24 protein-coding genes are annotated in these 21125 nt (G+C 71.1%); 7 read left to right on the forward strand and 17 right to left on the reverse strand.

The annotated features are described in order from the left end of the window. The first annotated feature begins 28 nt into the window (after positions 1-28). Both AC5L35_RS02295 and AC5L35_RS02300 read left to right on the forward strand, forming a co-directional pair. Complete coding sequence (locus tag AC5L35_RS02295; protein WP_495057816.1) at positions 29-679, forward strand: amino acid ABC transporter permease; 651 nt, start codon at positions 29-31, stop codon at positions 677-679. Then, positions 676-1554, forward strand: a complete 879-nt coding sequence (locus tag AC5L35_RS02300) for an amino acid ABC transporter permease (RefSeq protein WP_495057817.1) — start codon at positions 676-678, stop codon at positions 1552-1554. The genes AC5L35_RS02295 and AC5L35_RS02300 overlap by 4 nt, the downstream gene beginning before the upstream one ends. A gap of 7 nt (positions 1555-1561) precedes the next feature. Here the strand turns inward: AC5L35_RS02300 and AC5L35_RS02305 are convergent, their stop codons facing one another. From AC5L35_RS02305 to AC5L35_RS02335, 7 genes are read right to left on the reverse strand one after another with little or no spacing between them, the layout of a single operon-like run. Next, positions 1562-3517 carry a S9 family peptidase gene (locus tag AC5L35_RS02305; RefSeq protein WP_495057818.1) on the reverse strand — a complete coding sequence of 652 codons (1956 nt, stop codon included), beginning with the start codon at positions 3515-3517 and terminating at the stop codon, positions 1562-1564. Between the two features lie 37 nt (positions 3518-3554). Further along, entirely contained in the window at positions 3555-3875 is a 321-nt protein-coding gene (locus tag AC5L35_RS02310) for a hypothetical protein (RefSeq protein WP_495057819.1), read from the reverse strand. Next, complete coding sequence (locus AC5L35_RS02315; RefSeq protein ID WP_495057820.1) at positions 3872-4387, reverse strand: hypothetical protein; 516 nt, start codon at positions 4385-4387, stop codon at positions 3872-3874. The genes AC5L35_RS02310 and AC5L35_RS02315 overlap by 4 nt, the downstream gene beginning before the upstream one ends. 51 nt (positions 4388-4438) lie before the next feature. Beyond that, positions 4439-4636 (reverse strand): hypothetical protein, encoded by a 198-nt coding sequence (locus AC5L35_RS02320; RefSeq protein ID WP_495057821.1) that lies wholly within the window; start codon positions 4634-4636, stop codon positions 4439-4441. Then, entirely contained in the window at positions 4633-5214 is a 582-nt protein-coding gene (locus tag AC5L35_RS02325) for a hypothetical protein (RefSeq protein ID WP_495057822.1), read from the reverse strand. The genes AC5L35_RS02320 and AC5L35_RS02325 overlap by 4 nt, the downstream gene beginning before the upstream one ends. Continuing rightward, a complete protein-coding gene (locus AC5L35_RS02330; RefSeq protein ID WP_495057823.1) occupies positions 5211-5780 on the reverse strand; it encodes a hypothetical protein in 570 nt (189 codons plus the stop codon). The genes AC5L35_RS02325 and AC5L35_RS02330 overlap by 4 nt, the downstream gene beginning before the upstream one ends. Positions 5781-5783: 3 nt before the next feature. Further along, on the reverse strand, positions 5784-6557 hold the full coding sequence (locus tag AC5L35_RS02335; protein WP_495057824.1) for a hypothetical protein: 774 nt from the start codon (positions 6555-6557) through the stop codon (positions 5784-5786). A gap of 234 nt (positions 6558-6791) precedes the next feature. Here AC5L35_RS02335 and AC5L35_RS02340 point away from each other — a divergent pair, with 234 nt between their 5' ends. After that, on the forward strand, positions 6792-7064 hold the full coding sequence (locus AC5L35_RS02340) for a hypothetical protein (RefSeq protein WP_495057825.1): 273 nt from the start codon (positions 6792-6794) through the stop codon (positions 7062-7064). A gap of 84 nt (positions 7065-7148) precedes the next feature. On the opposite strand, the gene AC5L35_RS02345 is transcribed toward AC5L35_RS02340, so the two are convergent. From AC5L35_RS02345 to AC5L35_RS02370, 6 genes are all read right to left on the reverse strand, one after another. Then, a complete protein-coding gene (locus AC5L35_RS02345) occupies positions 7149-7904 on the reverse strand; it encodes a succinate dehydrogenase/fumarate reductase iron-sulfur subunit (RefSeq protein ID WP_495057826.1) in 756 nt (251 codons plus the stop codon). Next, positions 7901-9865 (reverse strand): fumarate reductase/succinate dehydrogenase flavoprotein subunit, encoded by a 1965-nt coding sequence (locus AC5L35_RS02350; RefSeq protein ID WP_495057827.1) that lies wholly within the window; start codon positions 9863-9865, stop codon positions 7901-7903. The genes AC5L35_RS02345 and AC5L35_RS02350 overlap by 4 nt, the downstream gene beginning before the upstream one ends. Before the next feature lie 5 nt (positions 9866-9870). Then, complete coding sequence (gene sdhC, locus AC5L35_RS02355; protein WP_495057828.1) at positions 9871-10671, reverse strand: succinate dehydrogenase subunit SdhC; 801 nt, start codon at positions 10669-10671, stop codon at positions 9871-9873. A gap of 251 nt (positions 10672-10922) precedes the next feature. Continuing rightward, a complete protein-coding gene (locus tag AC5L35_RS02360; protein WP_495057829.1) occupies positions 10923-11678 on the reverse strand; it encodes a succinate dehydrogenase/fumarate reductase iron-sulfur subunit in 756 nt (251 codons plus the stop codon). Then, positions 11675-13624: a fumarate reductase/succinate dehydrogenase flavoprotein subunit gene (locus AC5L35_RS02365; protein WP_495057830.1), complete on the reverse strand. Its 1950-nt coding sequence runs from the start codon at positions 13622-13624 to the stop codon at positions 11675-11677. Before AC5L35_RS02365 ends, AC5L35_RS02360 begins: the two co-directional genes overlap by 4 nt. 1 nt (position 13625) lies before the next feature. Continuing rightward, on the reverse strand, positions 13626-14336 hold the full coding sequence (locus tag AC5L35_RS02370) for a succinate dehydrogenase cytochrome b subunit (RefSeq protein ID WP_433558665.1): 711 nt from the start codon (positions 14334-14336) through the stop codon (positions 13626-13628). 77 nt (positions 14337-14413) lie between these two features. Between AC5L35_RS02370 and AC5L35_RS02375 the strand changes: the two genes are divergently transcribed. Both AC5L35_RS02375 and AC5L35_RS02380 read left to right on the forward strand, forming a co-directional pair. After that, entirely contained in the window at positions 14414-15388 is a 975-nt protein-coding gene (locus tag AC5L35_RS02375) for a LysR family transcriptional regulator (RefSeq protein ID WP_495057831.1), read from the forward strand. 47 nt (positions 15389-15435) lie between these two features. Continuing rightward, positions 15436-16104, forward strand: a complete 669-nt coding sequence (locus tag AC5L35_RS02380; protein ID WP_495057832.1) for a mycothiol-dependent nitroreductase Rv2466c family protein — start codon at positions 15436-15438, stop codon at positions 16102-16104. A 59-nt stretch (positions 16105-16163) separates the two neighbouring features. Here AC5L35_RS02380 and AC5L35_RS02385 read toward each other — a convergent pair whose 3' ends face one another. The 3 genes from AC5L35_RS02385 to AC5L35_RS02395 all read right to left on the reverse strand — a co-directional run bounded on the left by AC5L35_RS02385 (position 16164) and on the right by AC5L35_RS02395 (position 18733). Then, the gene (locus tag AC5L35_RS02385; RefSeq protein WP_495057833.1) at positions 16164-17282 is read right to left on the reverse strand and encodes a regulatory protein RecX; all 1119 of its coding nucleotides are present in this window, start codon (positions 17280-17282) and stop codon (positions 16164-16166) included. Positions 17283-17284: 2 nt separating this feature from the next. After that, positions 17285-18325: a recombinase RecA gene (recA, locus tag AC5L35_RS02390; protein WP_495057834.1), complete on the reverse strand. Its 1041-nt coding sequence runs from the start codon at positions 18323-18325 to the stop codon at positions 17285-17287. Between the two features lie 213 nt (positions 18326-18538). Next, on the reverse strand, positions 18539-18733 hold the full coding sequence (locus AC5L35_RS02395; protein WP_495057835.1) for a DUF3046 domain-containing protein: 195 nt from the start codon (positions 18731-18733) through the stop codon (positions 18539-18541). Between the two features lie 30 nt (positions 18734-18763). Between AC5L35_RS02395 and AC5L35_RS02400 the strand changes: the two genes are divergently transcribed. After that, complete coding sequence (locus AC5L35_RS02400; RefSeq protein ID WP_495057836.1) at positions 18764-20062, forward strand: CoA transferase; 1299 nt, start codon at positions 18764-18766, stop codon at positions 20060-20062. Positions 20063-20072: 10 nt separating this feature from the next. Next, complete coding sequence (locus AC5L35_RS02405; RefSeq protein ID WP_495057837.1) at positions 20073-20201, forward strand: hypothetical protein; 129 nt, start codon at positions 20073-20075, stop codon at positions 20199-20201. 7 nt (positions 20202-20208) lie between these two features. On the opposite strand, the gene AC5L35_RS02410 is transcribed toward AC5L35_RS02405, so the two are convergent. Then, positions 20209-21015, reverse strand: a complete 807-nt coding sequence (locus AC5L35_RS02410; protein WP_495057838.1) for an SDR family NAD(P)-dependent oxidoreductase — start codon at positions 21013-21015, stop codon at positions 20209-20211. Positions 21016-21125: the final 110 nt, after the last annotated feature.

The raw sequence follows: 21125 nt of genomic DNA on the forward strand, positions 1-21125 counted from the left end.
TTGCGTTCCTCCGCGCGAAAGAGGTGTCGTGGGCGTCATCGTCGAGCAGTTTCCGCTGTACGCGCAGGGTTTCCTCGGGACGCTGCGCATCTGTCTGTTGTCCGCGGTCGGTGCGCTCGTCCTGGGCACGATCCTGGCGGGTTTCCGGGTCTCACCGGTACCACCGCTGCGGATGGTCGGCTCCGCATGGGTCACGGTCTTCCGCAACACCCCGCTGGCCGTCGTCCTGTTCGCCGTGGCCTTCGGGCTGCCCGAACTGGGGGTCAACGGGTCCTACTTCTACTTCGGCGTCATCGGTCTGACCTGCTACACCGCGGCCTTCGTCTGCGAGGCCGTGCGCAGTGGCATCAACTCCGTGTCGGCCGGGCAGGCCGAGGCGGCCCGCGCGGTCGGGCTGACGTTCAGCCAGTCGCTCTCGCTGATCGTGTTGCCCCAGGCGCTGCGCACGGTCGTGCCGCCGCTCGGCAGCGTGATCATCGCCATGATCAAGAACTCCGCCATCGTCGGCGCGTTCGGAGTCGGTGGCGACCTGTTCGCCAACGGCGTCCAGCTCACCTCGGCGCAGGGCTATGCCGCGGGGGCCGTCCTGACCGGCGTGCTGCTGGGCTACCTGGTCCTGACCATCCCCGGCGGGATCCTGCTGGGCGTCCTCGAGCGGAAGGTGTCGGTGGCCCGATGACCACCTCGGTCCTCTACGACGCACCCGGTCCGGTCACCCGGCGCCGCACCCTGATCTCCAGCGGGGTCGCCGGCGCGATCGTGCTGGTCGTGGTCGCACTCGTGATCGTCCGACTTGCGGGCCAGGGCCAGTTCTCCGCCGAGAGGTGGGGGCCACTGGTCAATCCCTTCGACCCCAGCTTCCTGGCGGTGTGGCGGCTGCTCGGCCAGGCGCTGGTCGCCACCCTGATCGCCGCGGCGCTGACGCTGGTCTTCTCCCTCGTGATCGGCACCCTGTTCGCGGTCAGCCGGATCACGGCCAACCGGTACTACCGCTGGCTCGTCGTCGGGGTGATCGAGTTCCTCCGCGGCGTCCCCGTGGTCATCGCGATCTTCTTCGCGGCGCGGGTGCTCCCCGAGGTGGGGCTGGACCTGCCGATCCTGTGGTACCTGGTCATCGGCCTCACCGCGTACAACTCGGTGATCATCGCGGAGATCATCCGCGCGGGCGTGGCGTCGCTGCCGCGGGGGCAGTCGGAGGCGGGCTACTCGCTCGGGCTGACCCGGCGCCAGGTGCTCTCCTCGATCCTGCTGCCACAGGCGTTCCGGGTGATGCTGCCCGCGCTGATCAGCCAGCTCGTGGTGATCGTCAAGGACACCTCGCTGGGCTTCATCATCAGCTACGAGGAGTTCGTCCGGACGGCGAACATCATCATCCAGACGCTGCACAACCCCATCCAGATCTACGCGGTCGTGGCGCTGATCTTCATCGTGATCAACTACGCGCTCGGCAGGCTGGCGGAGTACGTGGAGCGCAGGCTCTCCCGCGCGAAGCGCACGGCAGTGGCACCGGCCGACCCGGGCACGCTGGACACCGCGGCCACCGGCGGCGCCTGAACAGCGCTCAGAGGTTCTCCACCGTCACCGGCTCGATGCCCTCCCCGGCGGGCAGCTCGAACCCGAGCACCTGGGCGTAGAAGCTGAGCTCCGCGTCCAGGGCCCTGCGGATGTTCTCGGCGCGCCGGAACCCGTGCTGCTCCCCCTCGAACAGCAGGTAGGCCACGGGCAGCCGGCGCGCCCGCAGCGCGTCGACGATCACCTCGCTCTGGCGTGGCGGGACGATCTCGTCCTCGTCGCCCTGCAGGACGATCAGGGGCCGCTCGAAGCGGTCGACGTGGTGGATCGGCGAGCGCTCCTCGTACACCTCGCGGGCCGCCGGGTAGGGCCCGACGAGGCGGTCGAGGTAGCGGCTCTCGAACTTGTGCGTGTCGGCCGCCAGCGCCGCGAGGTCGGCCACCCCGTAGTGGCTCGCTCCGGCCGCGAACGGGGTGTCGGCACGGGCCAGCGCCGCGAGCGTCGTGTAGCCGCCCGCCGAGCCGCCGCGGATGCACAGCCGGTTGCGGTCGACCCGGCCGTGCGCCGCCAGCCACTCCGCAGCCGCCATGCAGTCGGCGACGTCGATCACGCCCCACTCGCCCAGCAACTGCTCGCGGTAGGCACGGCCGTACCCGGTGGAGCCGCCGTAGTTCACGTCGACGACGGCGAACCCGCGGCTCGTCCAGTACTGCACGGAGAGGTTCAGCGCAGGCACGGCCGCCGACGTCGGGCCGCCGTGGATCACCACGAGCAGCGGCGGGAGCTCGCCGTCGGGACCGTGGTACCCCTCCTGGGTGGGGGGATAGAACAGCGCGTGGGCCGTCCGGCGTTCCCCGGCGGCGTCCACCGACGGGAACGAGACGGCCTCGGGCACCGAGATCGTCGAGAGGCCGATGCCGATGTCGCGGGGCGGCCGCAGCTCGCCGACCTCGGAGGTGACGATGTCCACGAGGAAGACGCCCGTCTCGGCAGCGGGGCTCCCCGCGACGACGGCCACCGTGTCGGTGCCGGTGGCCCGCACCGCACCGATCGCCGAGAACGGCAGGTCCAGATCGGTGACCGAACCGTCGAGCTCGCCCACGGCCAGACCGTCGAACCCCGCCCGTTGCCGGGCGAACACCACCCGGCCGTCGGGGAGCACGACGAACCGCGCCGAGCCGAACGTCCAGCCCGGCACACCGATCTCCGCGTCGATCCGGACGACCGGCCTGATGTCCACGTCCGGGACCCAGCGGTAGAGGTTCCACCAGTCGGTGCGGTCGCTGATGAACCACAGTGACCCGTCCGGATGCCACCGGGGCTCCGCCACCGACTCGCCACGGCCACCGGCCACGACCGTCTCCTCGCCCGTCTCGAGGTCACGGATCACCAGCAGGGTGTCGTCCCACGGCATCGACGGATGGTTCCACTGCAGCCAGGCGAGCGACCTGCCGTCCGGGCTGATCCGGGGCGCGGCGACGAAGTCCGGACCGCTGACGAGCACCTCCGGCTCCGACGGTGCGTCGGCGGCGAGCCGGACGATCTCGTTCTGCACCTCGGTGGCGGAGGCGCCGGTGTGCCGCTCCCGGACGCAGACCAGGTAGCTCCCATCGGGAGCGAGGTCACCGTCGGCGAAGCGGTCGCCCCGCGGCGTGGCCGGCTCGGGCGTGAGGGCGACGGGATCGGCTCCCGGTACGAGCCGGTACAGCCGCTGGTCGGACCATTCGCTGAACCACAGCACCCGGTCGTGCACCCACCAGGCCGCGCCCCCGTACTCGTGCACCGCGGTGCGCGCGTTCATCCCGGCGGGCAGCAGGTCGCTGGTGGTGCCGTCCGCCGCGCGTCGCACCAGCTGGACGCGGCCGCCGTCGGCGGGACGGCCCTCGGACCACACGATGTCGGAACCGTCGACGCGGAGCTCCGAGAGCCGCACGGAGGCGGTGACGACGAGCTCGGAGGTGATCGGAGTGGGCCAGGATCCGTAGGGAAGCTCCGTGATCGTCACACCCGTCACGCTAGTCGGCGGCCGGCTGAGATCGCCGTCACGCCCGGGCGCGCAGCGCGGTACGCAGCACGGAGAGGGCCTCCCAGAAGGCACCACGGCGCACCACGGGCAGCACGGCGAGAGCCCCGCTCACCCCCGGCCACCACCGGACGGAGCCGTCGGGGCGGACGGTGCCCAGCGCCGGAGCGGCACAGGCACGCACGGCGGCGGGCAGCGCCGGATAGCGGGCGGTGAGCTGAGGATCGCGGCAGGACCGGACCTTCACCGGCACCCGCAGCAGGTCGGGCAGCTCCCGCGCGATCCGGGAGCAGACGGGGCAGGAGACGTCGTACACGACGACCACCTCGGCGGTCTTCACCACTCGAGCATGGCAGCGACGAGCGTTCCACCACAGGCCAGGGCCAGCAGCGGCCGGGCGACCCGTTCCCAGCGCGCCCACAGCTCGCTCCAGGCGCCGTCGTCACTCCAGGCGTTGGACAGCAGCGGCATCGCCAGCCGTCCGATCGCGAAGCCCGCGGCCGCCCCGAAGGCGGCCGGGAACGGCACGACGAGCACGATCGCCACCAGCATGAGGTGCGGCAACGCCGACGGCGAGTAGGTGCGCATGCCGGTGCCCATCTCGAACCCGAACTGCAGCGCACCCCACTCCCGCATGTGCTGCACGTCCTCCGGCACGAGCCGGGCGTTCTCCGGCACCGGGAACCGCACCAGCCCGAACTCCCGCAGCAGCACCGGCACCACGACCAGCCCGAAGAGCACCTCCCGCACCACCGCGGGTACGAGCGCCTGCGGCAACGCACCGAGCACGGCGGCCGCGAAGGCCACCACCACGGCGCCGAGCAGCAGTCCGGTGCCGAAGTACCGGATCACGGGCTTGTCGCGCCAGACCGACGCGCTCAGCAGGAACGCTGAGTTGTGGCTTCAAGTGCTGCCCGAGTTGGCGAACCCGGCAGCGGCGCCCGCCACCGTGACCAGCAACAACAGCGCACCTCCCGCCGCGAGGTCCCGCGTTGCCGTGCTCGCCACGAACGTGGCGAACGCCCCGATGAGCAACAGCGTGAGCGCCGCCGTCACCGGGTGCAGCAGCCAGCGCGGACGCGCCCGCGGCGGGACCGTCACGACGGGCTGGACCCGGTTCCGACGAGCGCGCCTGCCGGCTCCGCCTCGGTGTCCGGCAGCTCGCAGGCCGCGATCGTCAGCCCGCGGTAGCTGTCGCCGTCGTCGTAGTACACCTCGGTGACCGCGTCGGAGCAGCGGTAGCCGCGCCAGCGCCACCCGTTCTTGCCGTCGCAGGACGTGGTCAGCCGCGTCGACTCGTAGTAGTCGCCCTGCGACTCGTACTCGCCCTCGCGGTGGAACCCGCCCGAGCACGGGTACGAGCCACGGCGCCAGCCGCCGTAGCAGATCGCCGCGCCGTCGTCCGGCCAGTTGTTGGACTCCTCGTCGTACGACGACGGCGTACAGGTGAGGTGCTCCGACTTGTCGTCGTCCTCGTCCTCGTCGTCCTGCGCCGCGGCCTCCCGGCGGCTCAGGTACCAGTCCAGGGGCACGAGCGCCGCCGCGGCCGCCCCGATCACCAGGCCGCGCAGCACCATGCGGCGACTGGGCCGGATGGCCCGGATGCGAGCCACCACGGCACTGGGGCTCGCCTGCGCGGGGGGCGCCGACGTCGTCGGGATCTCGTCCAGGTAGCTCACGCCCGGGTCACCTCTCGTTCTTCGGGGTGGTGCCGCTCGGCGCCCGGCATCGGATCGGGACGCTGTCCCGGAACGGAACTCCGCGTCAGGTCCTGGACGAGGGCGCCCAGGTCGGTGTCGGAGTAGACGAAGCTGCGGTGCGTGACGACGCCGGTGGCGTCCACGGCCAGCAGGGTCGGCGAGTACCCCTCGAACAGGTCGGCCCTGGCGCCGGCGTCGGCCAGTAGCTCGGCCCGGCCACCTTCGCGGACGGCGAAGTCCTCCGGCCGGTCGACCAGCGCGACGACGCGGACGTGCTGACCCTCCTCGATGGCGGAGAGCACGTCCCACACGCCGTGGCACAGCGCGCAGTGGGCGTCCAGCACGGCCACGACGGCCGCCCGCTGACCCGGACGGGGCCGGACCGCGGCCGGGGCCTGGCGCCCGACCAGTGCGACGTACCCGGACAGTTCGGCCGGGCCTGCGGCCTCCAGTGCACGCACCCTTGCGTACACCGCGACGAGCGCCACCAGCGTGAAGAGCGCGACGAGCAGGGCGAGCAGCGCCACGGCGAGTGCGACGGACACGGCTCAGCCCCTCCAGCGGCCGCTGAGCGCGGCCAGCGCGGCGACGATCTGGTCCTCACCCATCGGCAGGGCCGGCTTGCCGGACTCGGGGCCGTGCAGGATCAGGTCCATCGCGACGCTCTCGCTCGCGAACAGGTAGCGCCACTGGTGCGGCGTGCCCGCGACGCGCGACGCGCCCCCGGGATCCAGCCCGCGTCCCGACCGCCACAGCTCGCCGCCGGGCAGCGGCATGCCCGCCCACGGCGGCAGGGTCTGCAGCACCTCGGTGGAGTGGCGCACGACCAGCATCGACTGCGCGTTGCGCCCGATCAGCGCCACATCGCTCTGCTTGACGAGCAGGTCCGACGAGGGGGTGAGCGCCGCACCGGAGGACGAGTCGGCGAACCGGAACGTGGCCAGCAACCTCGAGACGCCTGCGGCGTCGGGCGCCGGGCCGCCGAACCAGGTGGTGGCCTCGTGGTGCGGCCCGGCGAGCACGAGCACCGAGTCGCTGCGGTCGGCCGCCTCGAAGACCACGGCGTCGAAGCCGCGCATCGACTGCCGCCGCTCCCGCGCCCCGGGCAGCACGTGCTTGGGGATCACCCGGTGCTCCCCCGCGGGCGCGAGGAAGAACTGGCGGGCCGTCCGCGGACCCGTGAACCGGGTGTTGCCGTACCACTGGTAGTCACCGAACGCTGCTGGCAGGGTCAGGTCGACGGGAGCGCCGGATGGCGCGATTCGGGAGACTCGGGTCTGTCCGGTGGACTGCGCGAGTCCTGCTGTCGGGGCAGCCGTCATGCGTTGGTTCCTCCACGTGCAGGCTGGAACGACCATGCGGCGTCCCTCTCGGATAACGAAAGTGGATCGGTCGCGTTACGCGATTGCCCGATCGCGGAGCGTGAGCATTCGAGTGAAGGTCTGCAGCGCACGGTGTTGTTCTACCCGGCCAAATGGAGGAAGCGCGTGATGAACGATTCGCCCGATAGTTCGAATCTGCCGGCGGATTCGCCCAAATGCCCGAATTCCGAGGCCGTGACGCCCGCGAGGCCCGAGCCGTTGGACGCCGAGATCGTGCCCGACCCCGGACCGGTGGCACCGCCCCCCGCACCCGACTACGACGACCACGGCGTCCCGAGCCTGGACTACGTCCGCGACAAGATCGAGACCCGCTACGCCACCTCACTCGGCGCGACCGAACTCGCCGAGGAGACGGCGGCGGCACGCAGCATCGAGGAGCAGGAGGCCGAGCGCGAGCGCGCGGGGAAGGCGAAGCTGGACGAGATCCGCCGCAGCATGGGCCGCTGAGGGCCCCCGACGTTCAGGAAAGCCACTTTCCTGCCCGGAGAGGGCCTGAAAGTGGCTTTCCTGAACCTGGCGGGCGGGGCGCCCTTACGCGCCGGAGCGCTTGAAGATCTTGCTACCCAGCCAGACCAGCGGGTCGTACTTGCGGTCGACCACGCGCTCCTTGAGCGGGATGAGCGCGTTGTCGGTGATCTTGATGTGCTCGGGGCACACCTCGGTGCAGCACTTGGTGATGTTGCAGAAGCCCAGGCCGTGCTCCTCCTGCGCCTCCTGCTTGCGGTCGGCGACGTCGAGGGGGTGCATGTCGAGCTCCGCGATCCGCATCAGGTAGCGCGGGCCGGCGAAGTTCTCCTTGTTCTCCTCGTGGTCACGCACCACGTGGCAGGTGTTCTGGCAGAGGTAGCACTCGATGCACTTGCGGAACTCCTGGCTCCGCTCGACGTCGACCTGCTGCATCCGGTACTCGCCCGGCTCCAGGCCGGGAGGCGGCGCGAAGCTCGGCACCTCCCGGGCCTTCGTGTAGTTGAACGACACGTCCGTGACGAGGTCCCGGATCACCGGGAACGTCCGCAACGGCGTGACCGTGATCGTCTCGGTCTCGGTGAACGTCGACATCCGGGTCATGCACGCCAGCCGCGGCTTGCCGTTGATCTCCACGCTGCAGGACCCGCACTTGCCGGCCTTGCAGTTCCACCGGACCGCCAGGTCACCGGCCTCGGTCTGCTGGAGCCGGTGAATGATGTCGAGGACGACCTCGCCCTCGTTCACCTCCACCGGGTAGTCGACGAGCTCACCCTTCTCGGAGTCGCCGCGCCACACCCGGAAATGGGCGTCGTAACTCATGCGTTCTCCACCCCAGAGTCTGCAGCGGAGCCGGCGCGGTGTCCGCCCAGCTCCTCACCGGTGTAGTACTTCTTCAGCTCGTCCAGCTCGAACAGGTCCAGCAGCTCCGGCCGCATCGCCACCTGCTCCTTGCGCACCAGCTCGACGTTGTCCTCGCCCAGCGCCGACAGCACCAGCAGCACGTGCCGCCAGTCGGAGTCCATCGCCGGGTAGTCGTCGCGGGTGTGGCCGCCGCGGCTCTCCTGCCGCTCCAGCGCCGCCTTCGCCACGCACAGCGAGACGAGCAGCATGTTGCGCAGGTCCAGCGCCAGGTGCCAGCCGGGGTTGAACTCCCGGTGCCCCACGACGCTGACGGTCCGCGTGCGCGTGGCGATGTCCTCGAGCTTCTTGAGGGCCATCTCCATCTCGTCGGCCTTGCGGATGATGCCGACCAGGTCGTTCATCGTCTTCTGCAGCTCCAGATGCACGACGAACGGGTTCTCCCCGCCCTCGGTGGCCGACGAGAACGGCAGCAGCGCCCGCTGCTCGGCCTCGGCGACGTCGCCGATACGCACCGCGGGCCGCACGCCCGCGAGCCCGTCGATGTACTCGGAAGCGCCCTTGCCTGCGCGGCGGCCGAACACGAGCAGGTCGGACAGCGAGTTACCGCCGAGCCGGTTGGAACCGTGCATCCCACCGGCCACCTCGCCCACGGCGAACAGGCCCGGCACCGTGGACATCGTGGTGTCCGGCTCGACCTCGACGCCACCCATGACGTAGTGGCAGGTCGGCCCGACCTCCATCGGCTCCTTCGTGATGTCGACGTCGGCCAGCTCCTTGAACTGGTGGTACATCGACGGCAGGCGCTTCTGGATCTCCTCGGGCGACAGCCGCGAGGCGATGTCGAGGAAGACGCCCCCGTGAGGGCTGCCGCGCCCGGCCTTCACCTCGGAGTTGATCGCACGCGCCACCTCGTCACGGGGCAGCAGCTCCGGGGGACGGCGGTTGTTGTCGGCGTCGGTGTACCAGCGGTCGCCCTCCTCCTCGGTGGTGGCGTACTGGTCCTTGAAGACGTCCGGCACGTAGTTGAACATGAACCGCTCGCCCTCGGAGTTCCGCAGGACGCCGCCGTCACCGCGGACCGACTCGGTGACGAGGATCCCCTTCACCGACGGCGGCCAGACCATGCCCGTCGGGTGGAACTGCAGGAACTCCATGTTGATCAGCGTGGCGCCCGCGCGCAGGGCCAGCGCGTGGCCGTCGCCGGTGTACTCCCAGGAGTTCGACGTGACCTGGTAGCTCTTGCCCACCCCGCCCGTCGCGAGGACGATCGCCGGCGCGTCGAACCGGACGAACTTCCCGGTACTGCGGTAGTAGCCGAAGCAGCCCGCGATCTTCCCATCGGCCTTGAAGAGGTCGGTGATCGTGGTCTCGTGGAAGACCCGGATGTTGGCCTCGTAGTCACCGGTCTCGCGGTGGTCCTCCTGCTGCAGCGACACGACCTTCTGCTGCAGGGTGCGGATCATCTCCAGCCCGGTGCGGTCACCGACGTGCGCGAGGCGCGGGTAGGTGTGGCCGCCGAAGTTGCGCTGGCTGATCTTGCCGTCCTTGGTGCGGTCGAAGAGCGCACCGTAGGTCTCCAGCTCCCAGACGCGGTCGGGCGCCTCCTTGGCGTGCAGCTCGGCCATCCGCCAGTTGTTGAGGAACTTCCCGCCGCGCATGGTGTCGCGGTAGTGGACCATCCAGTTGTCGTTGGGGTTGACGTTGCCCATCGACGCGGCACAGCCACCCTCTGCCATCACCGTGTGCGCCTTGCCGAACAGCGACTTGGAGATGATGGCGGTGCGCTTGCCCTGCATCCTCGCCTCGATGGCGGCGCGCAGCCCGGCGCCACCCGCGCCGATGACGATGACGTCGTACTCGTGGCGCTCGATGTTCTCGGTGGGACCGCTCGATGTCGTCGCTTGCTCTGAAGTAGTCACTGCATTCACCCCACGATCCGCAGGTCGGCGAACCACCCGGCCGAAACGGCCATGATGTAGAAGTCGGTGATGGCCAGCGTGGCCAGTGTGGTCCAGGCGAGCTGCATGTGCTTGCCGTTGAGCCGCGAGACCTGCACCCACAGCTTGTAGCGCAGCGGATGCTTGGAGAAGTGGTTGAGCCGGCCACCGATGATGCTGCGGCAGGAATGGCACGACACCGTGTACGCCCACAGCATCACCACGTTGATCACCAGGATGATGTTGCCCAGGCCGAGCCCGAAGCTGCCGTCCTCCTTGATGAATGCCTCGACCGCGTCATAGGTGTTGATCAGGGAGATGATCGCCGCGATGTAGAAGAAGTAGCGGTGCAGGTTCTGGCCCAGCAACGGGAAGCGGGTCTCGCCCGTGTACTTCTTGTGCGGCTCGGCCACCGCGCACGCGGGCGGGGAGAGCCAGAACGCGCGGTAGTACGCCTTGCGGTAGTAGTAGCAGGTGAGCCGGAACAGCAGCAGGAACGGCAGCGTCAACGACGCGTAGGGCAGCCACCACACGTCGGGCAGGAACCGTCCGAAGTGCGCTGCCTGCTCCACGCAGCCGTTGGACACGCACGGCGAGTAGAAGGGTGTGAGGTAGTTGTACTGCGGGACGAAGTACCAGTCCTGCATGAAGGCCCGCACCGTGGCGTAGATGACCCACAGCGCGAGTCCTACGAAGTTGGCCAGGGGCGGTAACCACCACCGGTCGGTGCGGAGTGTCCGTGCCGCTATCTGCGCCCGGCCTGCGGACGCCTCTGTGGTGGATGACACGTCAGGAAGTCCTCATTCTTCTGCGGTGCCGACGCCGACCGCACAGAAGCCGCGGCGTCGGGACGTCTGGATCTGGCGGGGAGCCTACGACGGTCCGACGTTCGCGGCTTGCGCGGCCTTCTCTGGGCATTCCCCACGTGACGCGATTCACTCACCGCGATTCTGACGCGCGCATGCCGGAAACCACGTTCCTGCTTTTGCCTGGCAGGAACGTGGTTCCGATGTCGGCGCGACCGTTGCGCGCCGTGTGATCAGGCTGAGCGGCGGCCTCCTGTCGTCGCCTTCCGGTAGTCGCGGTTCAGCTGGGAGATCACGTCGAGCGGAATCTCCTTCGGGCACGCCACCGCGCATTCACCGGTGTTCGTGCAGCCTCCGAAGCCCTCCGTGTCGTGGGTCTCGACCATGCGGATCACGCGGTCGGAGCGCTCCGGTTGGCCCTGCGGAAGCTCACCGAGATGGGTGATCTTGGCGCCGAGGAACAGCGAGGCGCTGCCGTTCGGGCACGCCGCGACACACGCGCCGCAGCCGATGCACGCGGCAGCGGTGAACGCCCGGTCGGCGTTCGCCTTCGGGACGGGCGTGGCGTGCGCCTCCGGCGCGGAGCCCGTCGGGGCGGAGATGTAGCCGCCCGACGCCACGATCCGGTCGAGGGAGCCCCGGTCCACGACCAGGTCGCGCACCACCGGGAACGCGGCGGCCCGGAACGGCTCGATCGTGATGGACTCGCCGTCCCGGAAGTGCCGCAGGTGCAGCTGGCAGGTGGTGGTCGCCTTCTGAGGGCCGTGCGGCTCGCCGTTGATCACCATGCTGCACGCACCGCAGATGCCCTCGCGGCAGTCGTGGTCGAACGCCACCGGCTCCTCGCCGTCGAGGGCGAGCCGCTCGTTGAGCACGTCGAGCAGTTCGAGGAACGACATGTCCTCGTCGGCGTCGTCGACGCGGTAGGCGACGAGGCGCCCCTTGTCCTCGGGGCCGGCCTGGCGCCAGATCTTCAGGTTGAGCTTCACTTGTAACTCCGCTGGCTCGGCATGACGTACTCGAAGTGCAGGTCCTCCTTGTGGAGGACCGGCGGCTCGCCCTGGCCCGTGAACTCCCAGGCCGCGGCGTAGGAGAAGTTCGCGTCGTCGCGGGCGGCCTCGCCGTCCTCGGTCTGGCTCTCCGCGCGGAAGTGGCCGCCGCAGGACTCGCTGCGGTGCAGTGCGTCGAGGCACATCAGCTCGGCGAGCTCGAGGAAGTCGGCGACGCGCCCGGCCCGCTCCAGCGACTGGTTGAGCTGCGCACCCGTGCCCGGGACCTTCACGTTGCTCCAGAACTCGCGGCGCAGCTCAGGGATCCGGTCGAGTGCCTTGCGCAGGCCCTCGTCGGTGCGCTCCATCCCGCAGTGGTCCCACATCAGGTGCCCCAGCTCGCGGTGGAACGAGTCGACCGTGCGGGTCCCGTCGATCGACAGCAGCGTCTCCACCCGGTTGGCGACGTCCTGCTCGGCGGCGCGCACCTCGGCGTTGGCCGGGTCGACCGGGCCGAGCCGCGCGCCCGCCAGGTAGTCACCGATCGTGTTGGGCAGCACGAAGTAGCCGTCGGCCAGGCCCTGCATCAGGGCGGACGCGCCGAGCCGGTTGGCGCCGTGGTCGGAGAAGTTCGCCTCGCCGACCACGAACAGGCCGGGGATCGTGCTCTGCAGGTCGTAGTCCACCCACAGGCCGCCCATCGTGTAGTGCACGGCCGGGAAGATCCGCATCGGCACGGCGTAGGGGTCCTCGCCGGTGATGCGCTGGTACATCTCGAACAAGTTCCCGTACTTCGCCGCAACGGCGGAGCGGCCGAGGCGCGTGATCGCGTCGGCGAAGTCGAGGTAGACACCCAGCCCGGTGGGCCCGACACCGCGGCCCTCGTCGCAGACGTCCTTGGCCGCGCGCGAGGCGATGTCGCGGGGCACCAGGTTGCCGAACGCCGGGTACTTGCGTTCGAGGTAGTAGTCGCGGTCGTCCTCGGGGATGTCACCCGGCGCGCGGTCGTCGCCCTTGCGCTTCGGCACCCACACGCGGCCGTCGTTGCGCAGCGACTCGCTCATCAGCGTGAGCTTCGACTGGTGGTCGCCGCTCACCGGGATGCACGTGGGGTGGATCTGGGTGTAGCAGGGGTTGGCGAACAGCGCGCCCTTCCGGTGCGCCCGCCAGGTCGCGGTGACGTTGCAGCCCTTGGCGTTGGTGGAGAGGTAGAAGACGTTGCCGTAGCCACCGGAGGCCAGCACCACGGCGTCGGCGAGGTGGCTGCGGGTCTCCCCCGTGATGAGGTCGCGGGCGACGATCCCGCGGGCGCGGCCGTCGACCATGATCAGGTCGAGCATCTCGTGGCGCGGGTACATCGTGACCCCGCCTGCGTCGATCTGACGTTCCAGCGCCTGGTACGCACCGAGCAGCAGTTGCTGGCCCGTCTGGCCGCGGGCGTAGAAGGTGCGGGAGACCTGCGCGCCACCGAAGGAGCGCGTGTCGAGCAGGCCGCCGTACTCCCGGGCGAACGGCACGCCCTGCGCCACGCACTGGTCGATGATCTGCAGGCTGATCTCGGCCAGCCGATGCACGTTGGACTCCCGGGACCGGAAGTCGCCGCCCTTGACGGTGTCGTAGAACAGCCGGTGCACGCTGTCGCCGTCGTTGCGGTAGTTCTTCGCGGCGTTGATACCGCCCTGCGCGGCGATGCTGTGGGCACGCCGCGGGCTGTCCTGGTAGCAGAACGAGCTGACCTGGTAGCCGAGCTCGGCCAGGCTCGCGGCGGCACTGCCACCGGCCAGGCCGGTGCCGACCACGATGATCTTCATCTTCCGCTTGTTGGCGGGGTTCACCAGCTTGACGCCGAACCGTCTGCGCTCCCAGCGCTCCTCGATCGGGCCGCCCGGCGCGGCGGTGTCGGCCACCGGGGCGCCGACGGTGTAGTCCGCATAGCTGCTGGTCATGTCAACGCACCAATCCGGTCAGGACCGCGAACGGGACGGCCAGGAAGCCGACGGTCAGCAGGACCGCGACCACGAGGGCGACTCCCTTGAGGGTGTTCTGGGCGGCGGCGCTGTTGCGGCCGAGCGTCTGCAGGCCGCTCCACAGGCCGTGGCGGACGTGGAAGCCGACCGCTATCACCGCGAGCGCGTAGAAGAGGGTGACGTACCACCGGCTCGGCGCGAAGTCGGCCACGAGGTTCGCGTGGACGTCGCCGTGGACGCCGTTGGGGTTCAGCGTCAGGGTGGTGAGGTCGAGCAGGTGGTAGATGACGAAGAGGAGGATGATCACCCCGCCCCAGCGCATCGTGCGGGCGGCGTAGCTCCCCTTCACGGGCTGCCGGTGCGCGTACTTGATCGGGCGGGCGCGGTGCGCGCGGCGCGTGAGGATCACCGCCGAGACGATGTGGGCCACGATCGCGACGGTGAGGACCACCCGCACCAGCCACAGCACGGTCTGCGCCGGGAGAGCCGGCTCGCCGACGGTGCGCAACCACGCGGCGTAGGTGTTGATCGCCTCGGCGCCGAGGAAGATCTTCAGGTTGCCGATCATGTGGGCCACCAGGTAGAGCAGCGCAAGGGCGCCGGACACCGCCATCACGATCTTCAGTTGGACCGACGACGGCCGCGGCGTGTGCCGAGCACGTGTCGCCGGGCGCTCTCCCAGAGTCACCATGGGGTAAGGGTGCGTACCGGCACCGGCAAACGTCCAATGCATCGAACTGCCGCGACCGATGCACGTACGCTATAAGCGTGACGCTTCAGCAGCTTGCGTACTTCGTGGCCGTGGCCGACGTGCGCAGCTTCACTCGGGCGGCGGAGTCCCTCGGCGTGGCGCAGCCCACGCTGTCGCGCCAGCTCAGGACCCTGGAGGACGAGCTCGGGGCACCGCTCGTCGACCGCGGGAGCCGCGACGGGCCCGTCCTCACCCCCGCAGGCGAGGCGGTGCTGCCACTCGCCCGGCGCATGCTGGCCGACTCGGAGAGCGCCCGCACCGCCGTGGCCGAGATCGTCGGCCTCCGCGGCGGCCGCGTCCGGGTGGGGGCCACGCCCTCGCTGTGCATCGGCGTGCTGGCCGACGTGCTACGCGTGTTCCACGAGAAGTACCCCGACGTCCGGCTGGAACTGGTGGAGAGCGGCTCGCAGCCGCTGGTGCGTTCGCTCGTGCGGGGTGAGCTCGACGTCGCACTGGTGATCGTCCCGCCGCCGGGCATCGACTCGGCGCTGCACACCATGCCGGTGCTGCGGGAACGGCTGTCGGTGGCCTCCCCCACCTCGGACCGGGCGCCGTCGTCGCGGGGCTCGATGTCGGTGCTGGAGCTGTCCCGGCGTTCGCTCGTGGTCCCCCGGCAGGGCTACGACCTGCGCGAGGCCACCCTGCAGGCGTACGCCGACGCCGGGGTGACGCCCCGGTTCGCGGTGGAGGGCGGGGAGATGGACGCCGTGCTGCGGCTGGTGGAGGCCGGTACCGGCGTGGCGGTGGTGCCGGACCTGGTGTTCGCGGGCAGGCCGCGGCTGCGCCGCACCGTGCTCACGCCCCCGCTGTACCGGACCGTCGCGCTCGCCCGGCGCGCCGACCTCACCCCGACCCACGCCGTGCGCGCGTTCCGCGACACCCTGCTGTCCTTCCTCGCCGTGCTGTCGGCGGGCGACGGGTTCCCCGGCGACGTGCAGGTGCTGCGCCGCCCGGACTCGTCGGCGCCGCGCGGTACCGAGCCTGCGGAGTGACACAGGGATCAAGTCCGGCCACCGCTGCGCGGATTAGCCTGCAATACATGGCCGACGCCGAAATCCACTTCTACTTCGATCCGGTGTGTCCGTTCGCCTGGATCACCAGCAAGTGGGTGCGGACCGTGCAGGTGCAGCGGGACTACCGGGTGGACTGGCGGTTCATCTCGCTGCGACTGCTCAACTCGCACCTGGACTACGACACCCATTTCGCGCCGGGCTACGACGGGCTGCACACGGCGGGCCTGCGGCTGCTGCGGGTGGCGGCGCGCATGCGGGCCGAGCACGGGCGCGACGCCGTCGGCCGGCTCTACGAAGCACTGGGCACGCAGATCTTCGACGCCAAGGCAGGCGAGGCACCCGAGGGTGAGGCCCGGGGCACTCGGGACTTCGTCGAACCGGTGCTCACCGGGCTCGGCCTGCCGACCACGCTGGCCGACGCTCTCGACGACTCCTCATGGGACGTCGAGATCCAGGCCGAGACCGACGAGGCGCTGTCGCTGACCGGCAAGGACGTCGGCACCCCGATCCTGCACTTCCAGCCCCCGGCCGGGGTCGCGTTCTTCGGTCCGGTGATCAGCAGGGTCCCGGACGAGCAGCAGGCCGCCGAGCTGTGGGACCACGTCGTCGCCCTGGCCCGTTTCCCGGGGTTCGCGGAGCTGAAGCGGAGCCTGCGCGAGCCGCCGCAGCTGCGCGCCCTCGGCCACGAGGACTGACGCGCGTCGCTGCCCGGACGCTCTGCGCGTTCGTTGCGGCCGGCGCGCAGAGCGCCCGGTCAGTCGTCGGGGGGTTCCGCGTCCTCGAGCTCCGCGCCGTGCTGGGCCAGCGCCTCCCGCACCACGCGGTAGGCCACGCCGGCGCCGTAGCCCTTGCGGGCGAGCATCCCGACCAGCCGGCGGCCGGCGACCACCTGTTGCTCGGCGGTGTCGACCGTGAGCGAGCGGAGCTTGCGGTCGACCAGCTGCCGGGCCCGCCGCTCCTCGGACTCGCCGTCGACCTCGGCCAGCGCCTCGCCTGCCACCTCGTCGTCGACGCCCTTGCGGCGCAGCTCGACCGCGATCGCCCGGCGGGCGAGGCCGCGGTAGGCGTGCCGGGAGCGGACCCACTGGCCGGCGAAGGCGGCGTCGTCGATCAGGCCGACCTCGTCGAACCGTTCGAGCACCGTGGCGGCCGCATCGTCGGGGATGCCCTTGCGCCGCAGTGCCTGCGCCAGCTCCTGCCGCGTGCGCGCGCGGTCGGTGAGTAGCCGGAGGCAGATCTCCCGCGCCATGACGACCGGATCGACGTCGCGCTCCGGACCGGGGCCGGATCTGCGGTCGGCTCTGCCCCGGCCCCGCTGCCTCCGGTTGCCGGTCTCCGGCTCGGGAGAGTCGGCGTCGGTGTCGGTGCCTGCCCCGCCATCCGGCGCGGTCTCAACCTGCGCACCGCCACCCGGGCCTTCGCCACGTCGCTCGGGACCACGTCGCTCGGGCGCGCTCCGCTCCTCGCGCCGTGGGCGGCGTTCGCCCCGACCCGTGGACGGCGCCCGGCGCCCGGTCGAGCGGCCCCGGGTGTCGGAGCCGAGCTCGGCCACCGGCACATCGCGGACGCTCGCCAGCTGCCCGGCGTCGAGCAGGGCGACCGGCGACACGTCCGGCTCCGGCGCGCCATCGGCTCCCCCGTCGTCGTCGCCGGTGAAGGAGGCGACCGGCGCCGCCTCGGAGGCGAGCGCATCCAGGCCGGTGAGGTCGGCCGCCGGACGGACCGGCCCGGCAGGCCCGGCGGCGTCCAGCTGGGCCACCGGCGCCGCCGCACCGCCGTCTCTGCCGGCCTCATCGTCACTGCCGGCCCCGTCGAACCGGGCGACGCGAACAGTGTCGTGCTCCGGGGTGGTGTGTTCCCGGCCCGGCGTCATGCTCAGAAGTCGACCGGTGCCGGCAGCGGGGCCTCGGCGTCGACCTGGGCCCCGATGCCGAGCTTCTCCTTGATCTTCTTCTCGACCTCGGCGGCGACGTCGGGGTTCTCACGCATGAACTTGCGGGCGTTCTCCTTGCCCTGGCCGAGCTGGTCGCCCTCGTAGGTGTACCAGGCACCGGACTTGCGGACGATGCCCTGCTCGACTCCCACGTCGACCAGCGATCCCTCACGGCTGATGCCGACGCCGTAGAGGATGTCGAACTCCGCCTGCTTGAACGGCGGCGCCACCTTGTTCTTGACGACCTTGACCCGGGTGCGGTTGCCGACCATGTCGGAGCCGTCCTTGAGGGTCTCGATCCGGCGGATGTCGAGCCGCACCGACGCGTAGAACTTGAGCGCCTTGCCACCCGTGGTGGTCTCCGGCGAGCCGAACATGACGCCGATCTTCTCGCGCAGCTGGTTGATGAAGATCATCGTGGTGCCCGAGTTGCTCAGCGCACCGGTGATCTTGCGCAGCGCCTGGCTCATGAGCCGGGCCTGCAGACCGACGTGGCTGTCGCCCATCTCGCCCTCGATCTCGGCACGTGGCACGAGCGCGGCCACCGAGTCGACGACGATGATGTCGAGCGCGCCGGAGCGGATCAGCATGTCGGCGATCTCGAGCGCCTGCTCCCCGGTGTCGGGCTGGGAGACGAGCAGGGCGTCGGTGTCGACGCCGAGAGCCTTGGCGTACTCGGGGTCGAGCGCGTGCTCCGCGTCGATGAACGCGGCGATACCGCCCGCCGCCTGCGCGTTGGCCACCGCGTGCAGGGCGACGGTGGTCTTACCGCTGGACTCGGGGCCGTAGATCTCCACGACGCGGCCGCGGGGAAGGCCGCCGACTCCGAGAGCGACGTCGAGGGCGATGGACCCGGTGGGGATCACCCCGATGGGCGGCCGGGTGTCGTCGCCGAGACGCATCACCGAGCCCTTGCCGTGGTTCTTCTCGATCTGGGCGAGCGCGAGTTCGAGTGCCTTCTCGCGGTCGGGTGCGGGGGTCATCGCCGGTCTCCACCTCAGGTACTCGGGACTGTCTGTCGGTCTGGCGTCGACAGTAGGAGGCGCCACTGACAATCTGCGGGAGCGGTGGCGATCTGTGGACAGCCGCACCGCGGTGTGGACAGGAGCATAGCGAACACCTGTTCGATCCCCTAGCTCGACACGCCGACGGCTAGGATCGCCCGCCCGTGCCACACAGTGGCCGGCCCGGTGCTCTCAGCGACGCACCGACGGCACGTCATAGGCGTCGCAGACCGCCTTCCACACGTCGCGCGGGTCGATCCCGGCCTCGAGCGCCTCCTCCACGGTGCGGCCACCGAGCTCGGCGAACACGTGGTCGTGGGACACCGAGGCGGCCCGGGCGGTGCCGAACTCGCCCTCCATCAGTTCCCGGAAGTACGTCAGTCGCACCCCGACCACGGTAGCTGGGACCCTGGCCGGGTGACCGACCTGCTGCCTTCGCTCTGGGCCGCTGCCGGCGGCGCGCCGGGCGAGCTCGACCGGCTCTCCGTCACGGGGCCGGCAGCCACCCTGGTGTCGACCTTCCCGGTCACCCGGGCAGGCACGGCCGCGGTCGGCGCGAGCCTGCTCGCGGGCACGCTCGGCACCGGCGCGCGGGTCGGGCTCGACACCCGGGGGCTCGCCGTGGCGCTGCGCAGCGAGAGGTACGTACGCCTCGACGGGCAGCCGATGGGCAGCCCGTTCGACCCGCTCTCGGCGTTCCACCGCACCGCCGACGGGTGGCTGCGGCTGCACGCCAACTACCCCTGGCACCGGTCGGCGGCCCTGCGCGTGCTGGGCTGCACGGAGGAGGAGGTCCCGGCGGCGATCGCGGACCGGACCGGCGGGGAACTGGAAGACGCGCTGTACGACGCCGGTGGCATCGGCGCCGCCGTCCGCACCGAGGAGGCCTTCCGGGCCGTCGCGGGCTCGCCGCCCGCTCTCGTCGAGCACCGGGTGCTCGGCGAGGCCCCGGCCCGGCCCGCGCGCAGGCCGAGGGTGCTCGACCTGACCCGCGTCATCGCCGGCCCGGTCGCCACCCGCACGCTGGCCGTCCACGGCGCCGACGTGCTCCGGCTCGACGCACCGGACCGGCCGGAGATCCCGCTGCAGGCCGCCGACACGTTGCCCGGCAAGCGCAGCGCGCTGCTCGACCTCCGCGGCGGGTCGGCGGAGCTGGAACGGCTGCTGGCGGGCGCCGACGTCGTCGTCACCGGGTACCGCCCCGGGGCCCTCGACCGCTTCGGGCTCGCCCCCGAGGGGCTGGCGCAGCGGCATCCGGGGCTGGTGGTGGTCACGCTGTCGGCGTGGGGCCACCACGGTCCGTTTGCGCACCGGCGCGGGTTCGACAGCATCGTGCAGGCGGCGTGCGGGATCGCGCGGTCCGAGGGCGACGCTGATCGGCCGGGGGCCCTCCCGGCCCAGGTGCTCGACCACGCCACCGGGTACCTGGCCGCCACGGCGGCCCTGCTCGCGCTCACCCGCCAGCGCACCGATGGCGGGAGCCACCACGTCCGGCTGTCACTGGTGGGCACCGCGGCCTGGTTGCAGGGACTCGCCCGCGAGAGCGCCGACCCGGTGCCGGACGGCGACCCGGGCCCCTACCTGCAGGAGCTCGACGCTCCCGGGGGCGTCCTCACGCTCGCCCGGCCGCCCGGAACGCTCGACGGGCGGCCGCTGGCCTGGCCTCCCCCCGCACCGTCCTTCGGCACGGCGGCGACCGGCTGGCTCAGCCGGTAGCGTCCTGTCCGTGATGTCCGTTCTCGCGCAGGACCCCACCGGGCTGTCGTCGCCGATCGGGCAGCTGGTCGTGCTGGCCGGGCTGCTCGGGTCGCTCACCCTCCTGGTGCGCTGGTGGTGGCAGAACCGCAAGCGCTGAGCGCTCGTCAGACCGCCTTCAGGAACCCGGCGTCGACCACGAAGTCGGCGCCCGTGGTGCTCGCGGACCGCGGCGAGACGAGCAGCGTGATCACGTCCGCCACCTCCTGCGGATCGACGAGGCGCCCCGTGGTCAGCTTCATCATCTCGGGAGCGATCTTGTCCATCAGGTCGTCCCGGTTGCTGCCCGCTGCGGTCGCGAGGATGTCGGCGGCACCGCCCTCGTCGGTCCACCAGGCCGTCCGGACCGGTCCCGGTGACACCGTGTTCACCCGGATGCCCTGTGGCCCGAACTCCTCCGAGAGCGCCTTCGTGAGGTTGTTCATGCCGGCCTTCGCCGCCGAGTAGTCCACGTTCATGGCCGCAGGCTGCCGGGCGTTGCCCGACGAGACGTTGACGATCGCCCCGCCGCCCCGTCCGAGCATCACCGGGATCGCGGCCCGTATCGCGCGGACCACGGAGAAGAGGTTGAACTCGAACATCACCTGCCAGTCGGTGTCGGTGGGTGTCAGGAACGAGAAGCGCGGCAGCTTCACCCCCGGCGGCGGTCCCCCGGCGTTGTTCACGAGGATGTCCAGCCCGCCGAACACGTCGACCGCACGGGAGACCGCGAGCGCGGGCGCTTCGGGGTCGGTCAGATCGGTCGGCACGTGGACGAGATGCGGTCCAGCGAGCTGGTCGAGCTCGGGCGTGGTGGTGCGGGAGGCGACCACCACGCGGGCGCCTTCGTCGAGGAGGGTGCGGGTGGTCGCCAGCCCGATGCCCTTGCTGCCGCCGGTGACGAGGGCGACGTTGTCCTGCAGGTTCAGTTCCACGATCACAGCTTCGGGCACCGGGGCCGAGGGCTCCGGCGGTATTCGGACGCGGCATGACCGCGTCCGAATGCCGCTACCCCGGGCCTCGGACCCGCCGCTCAGCTGTACTC

The organism is Pseudonocardia sp. OZ21, from assembly GCF_059359135.1.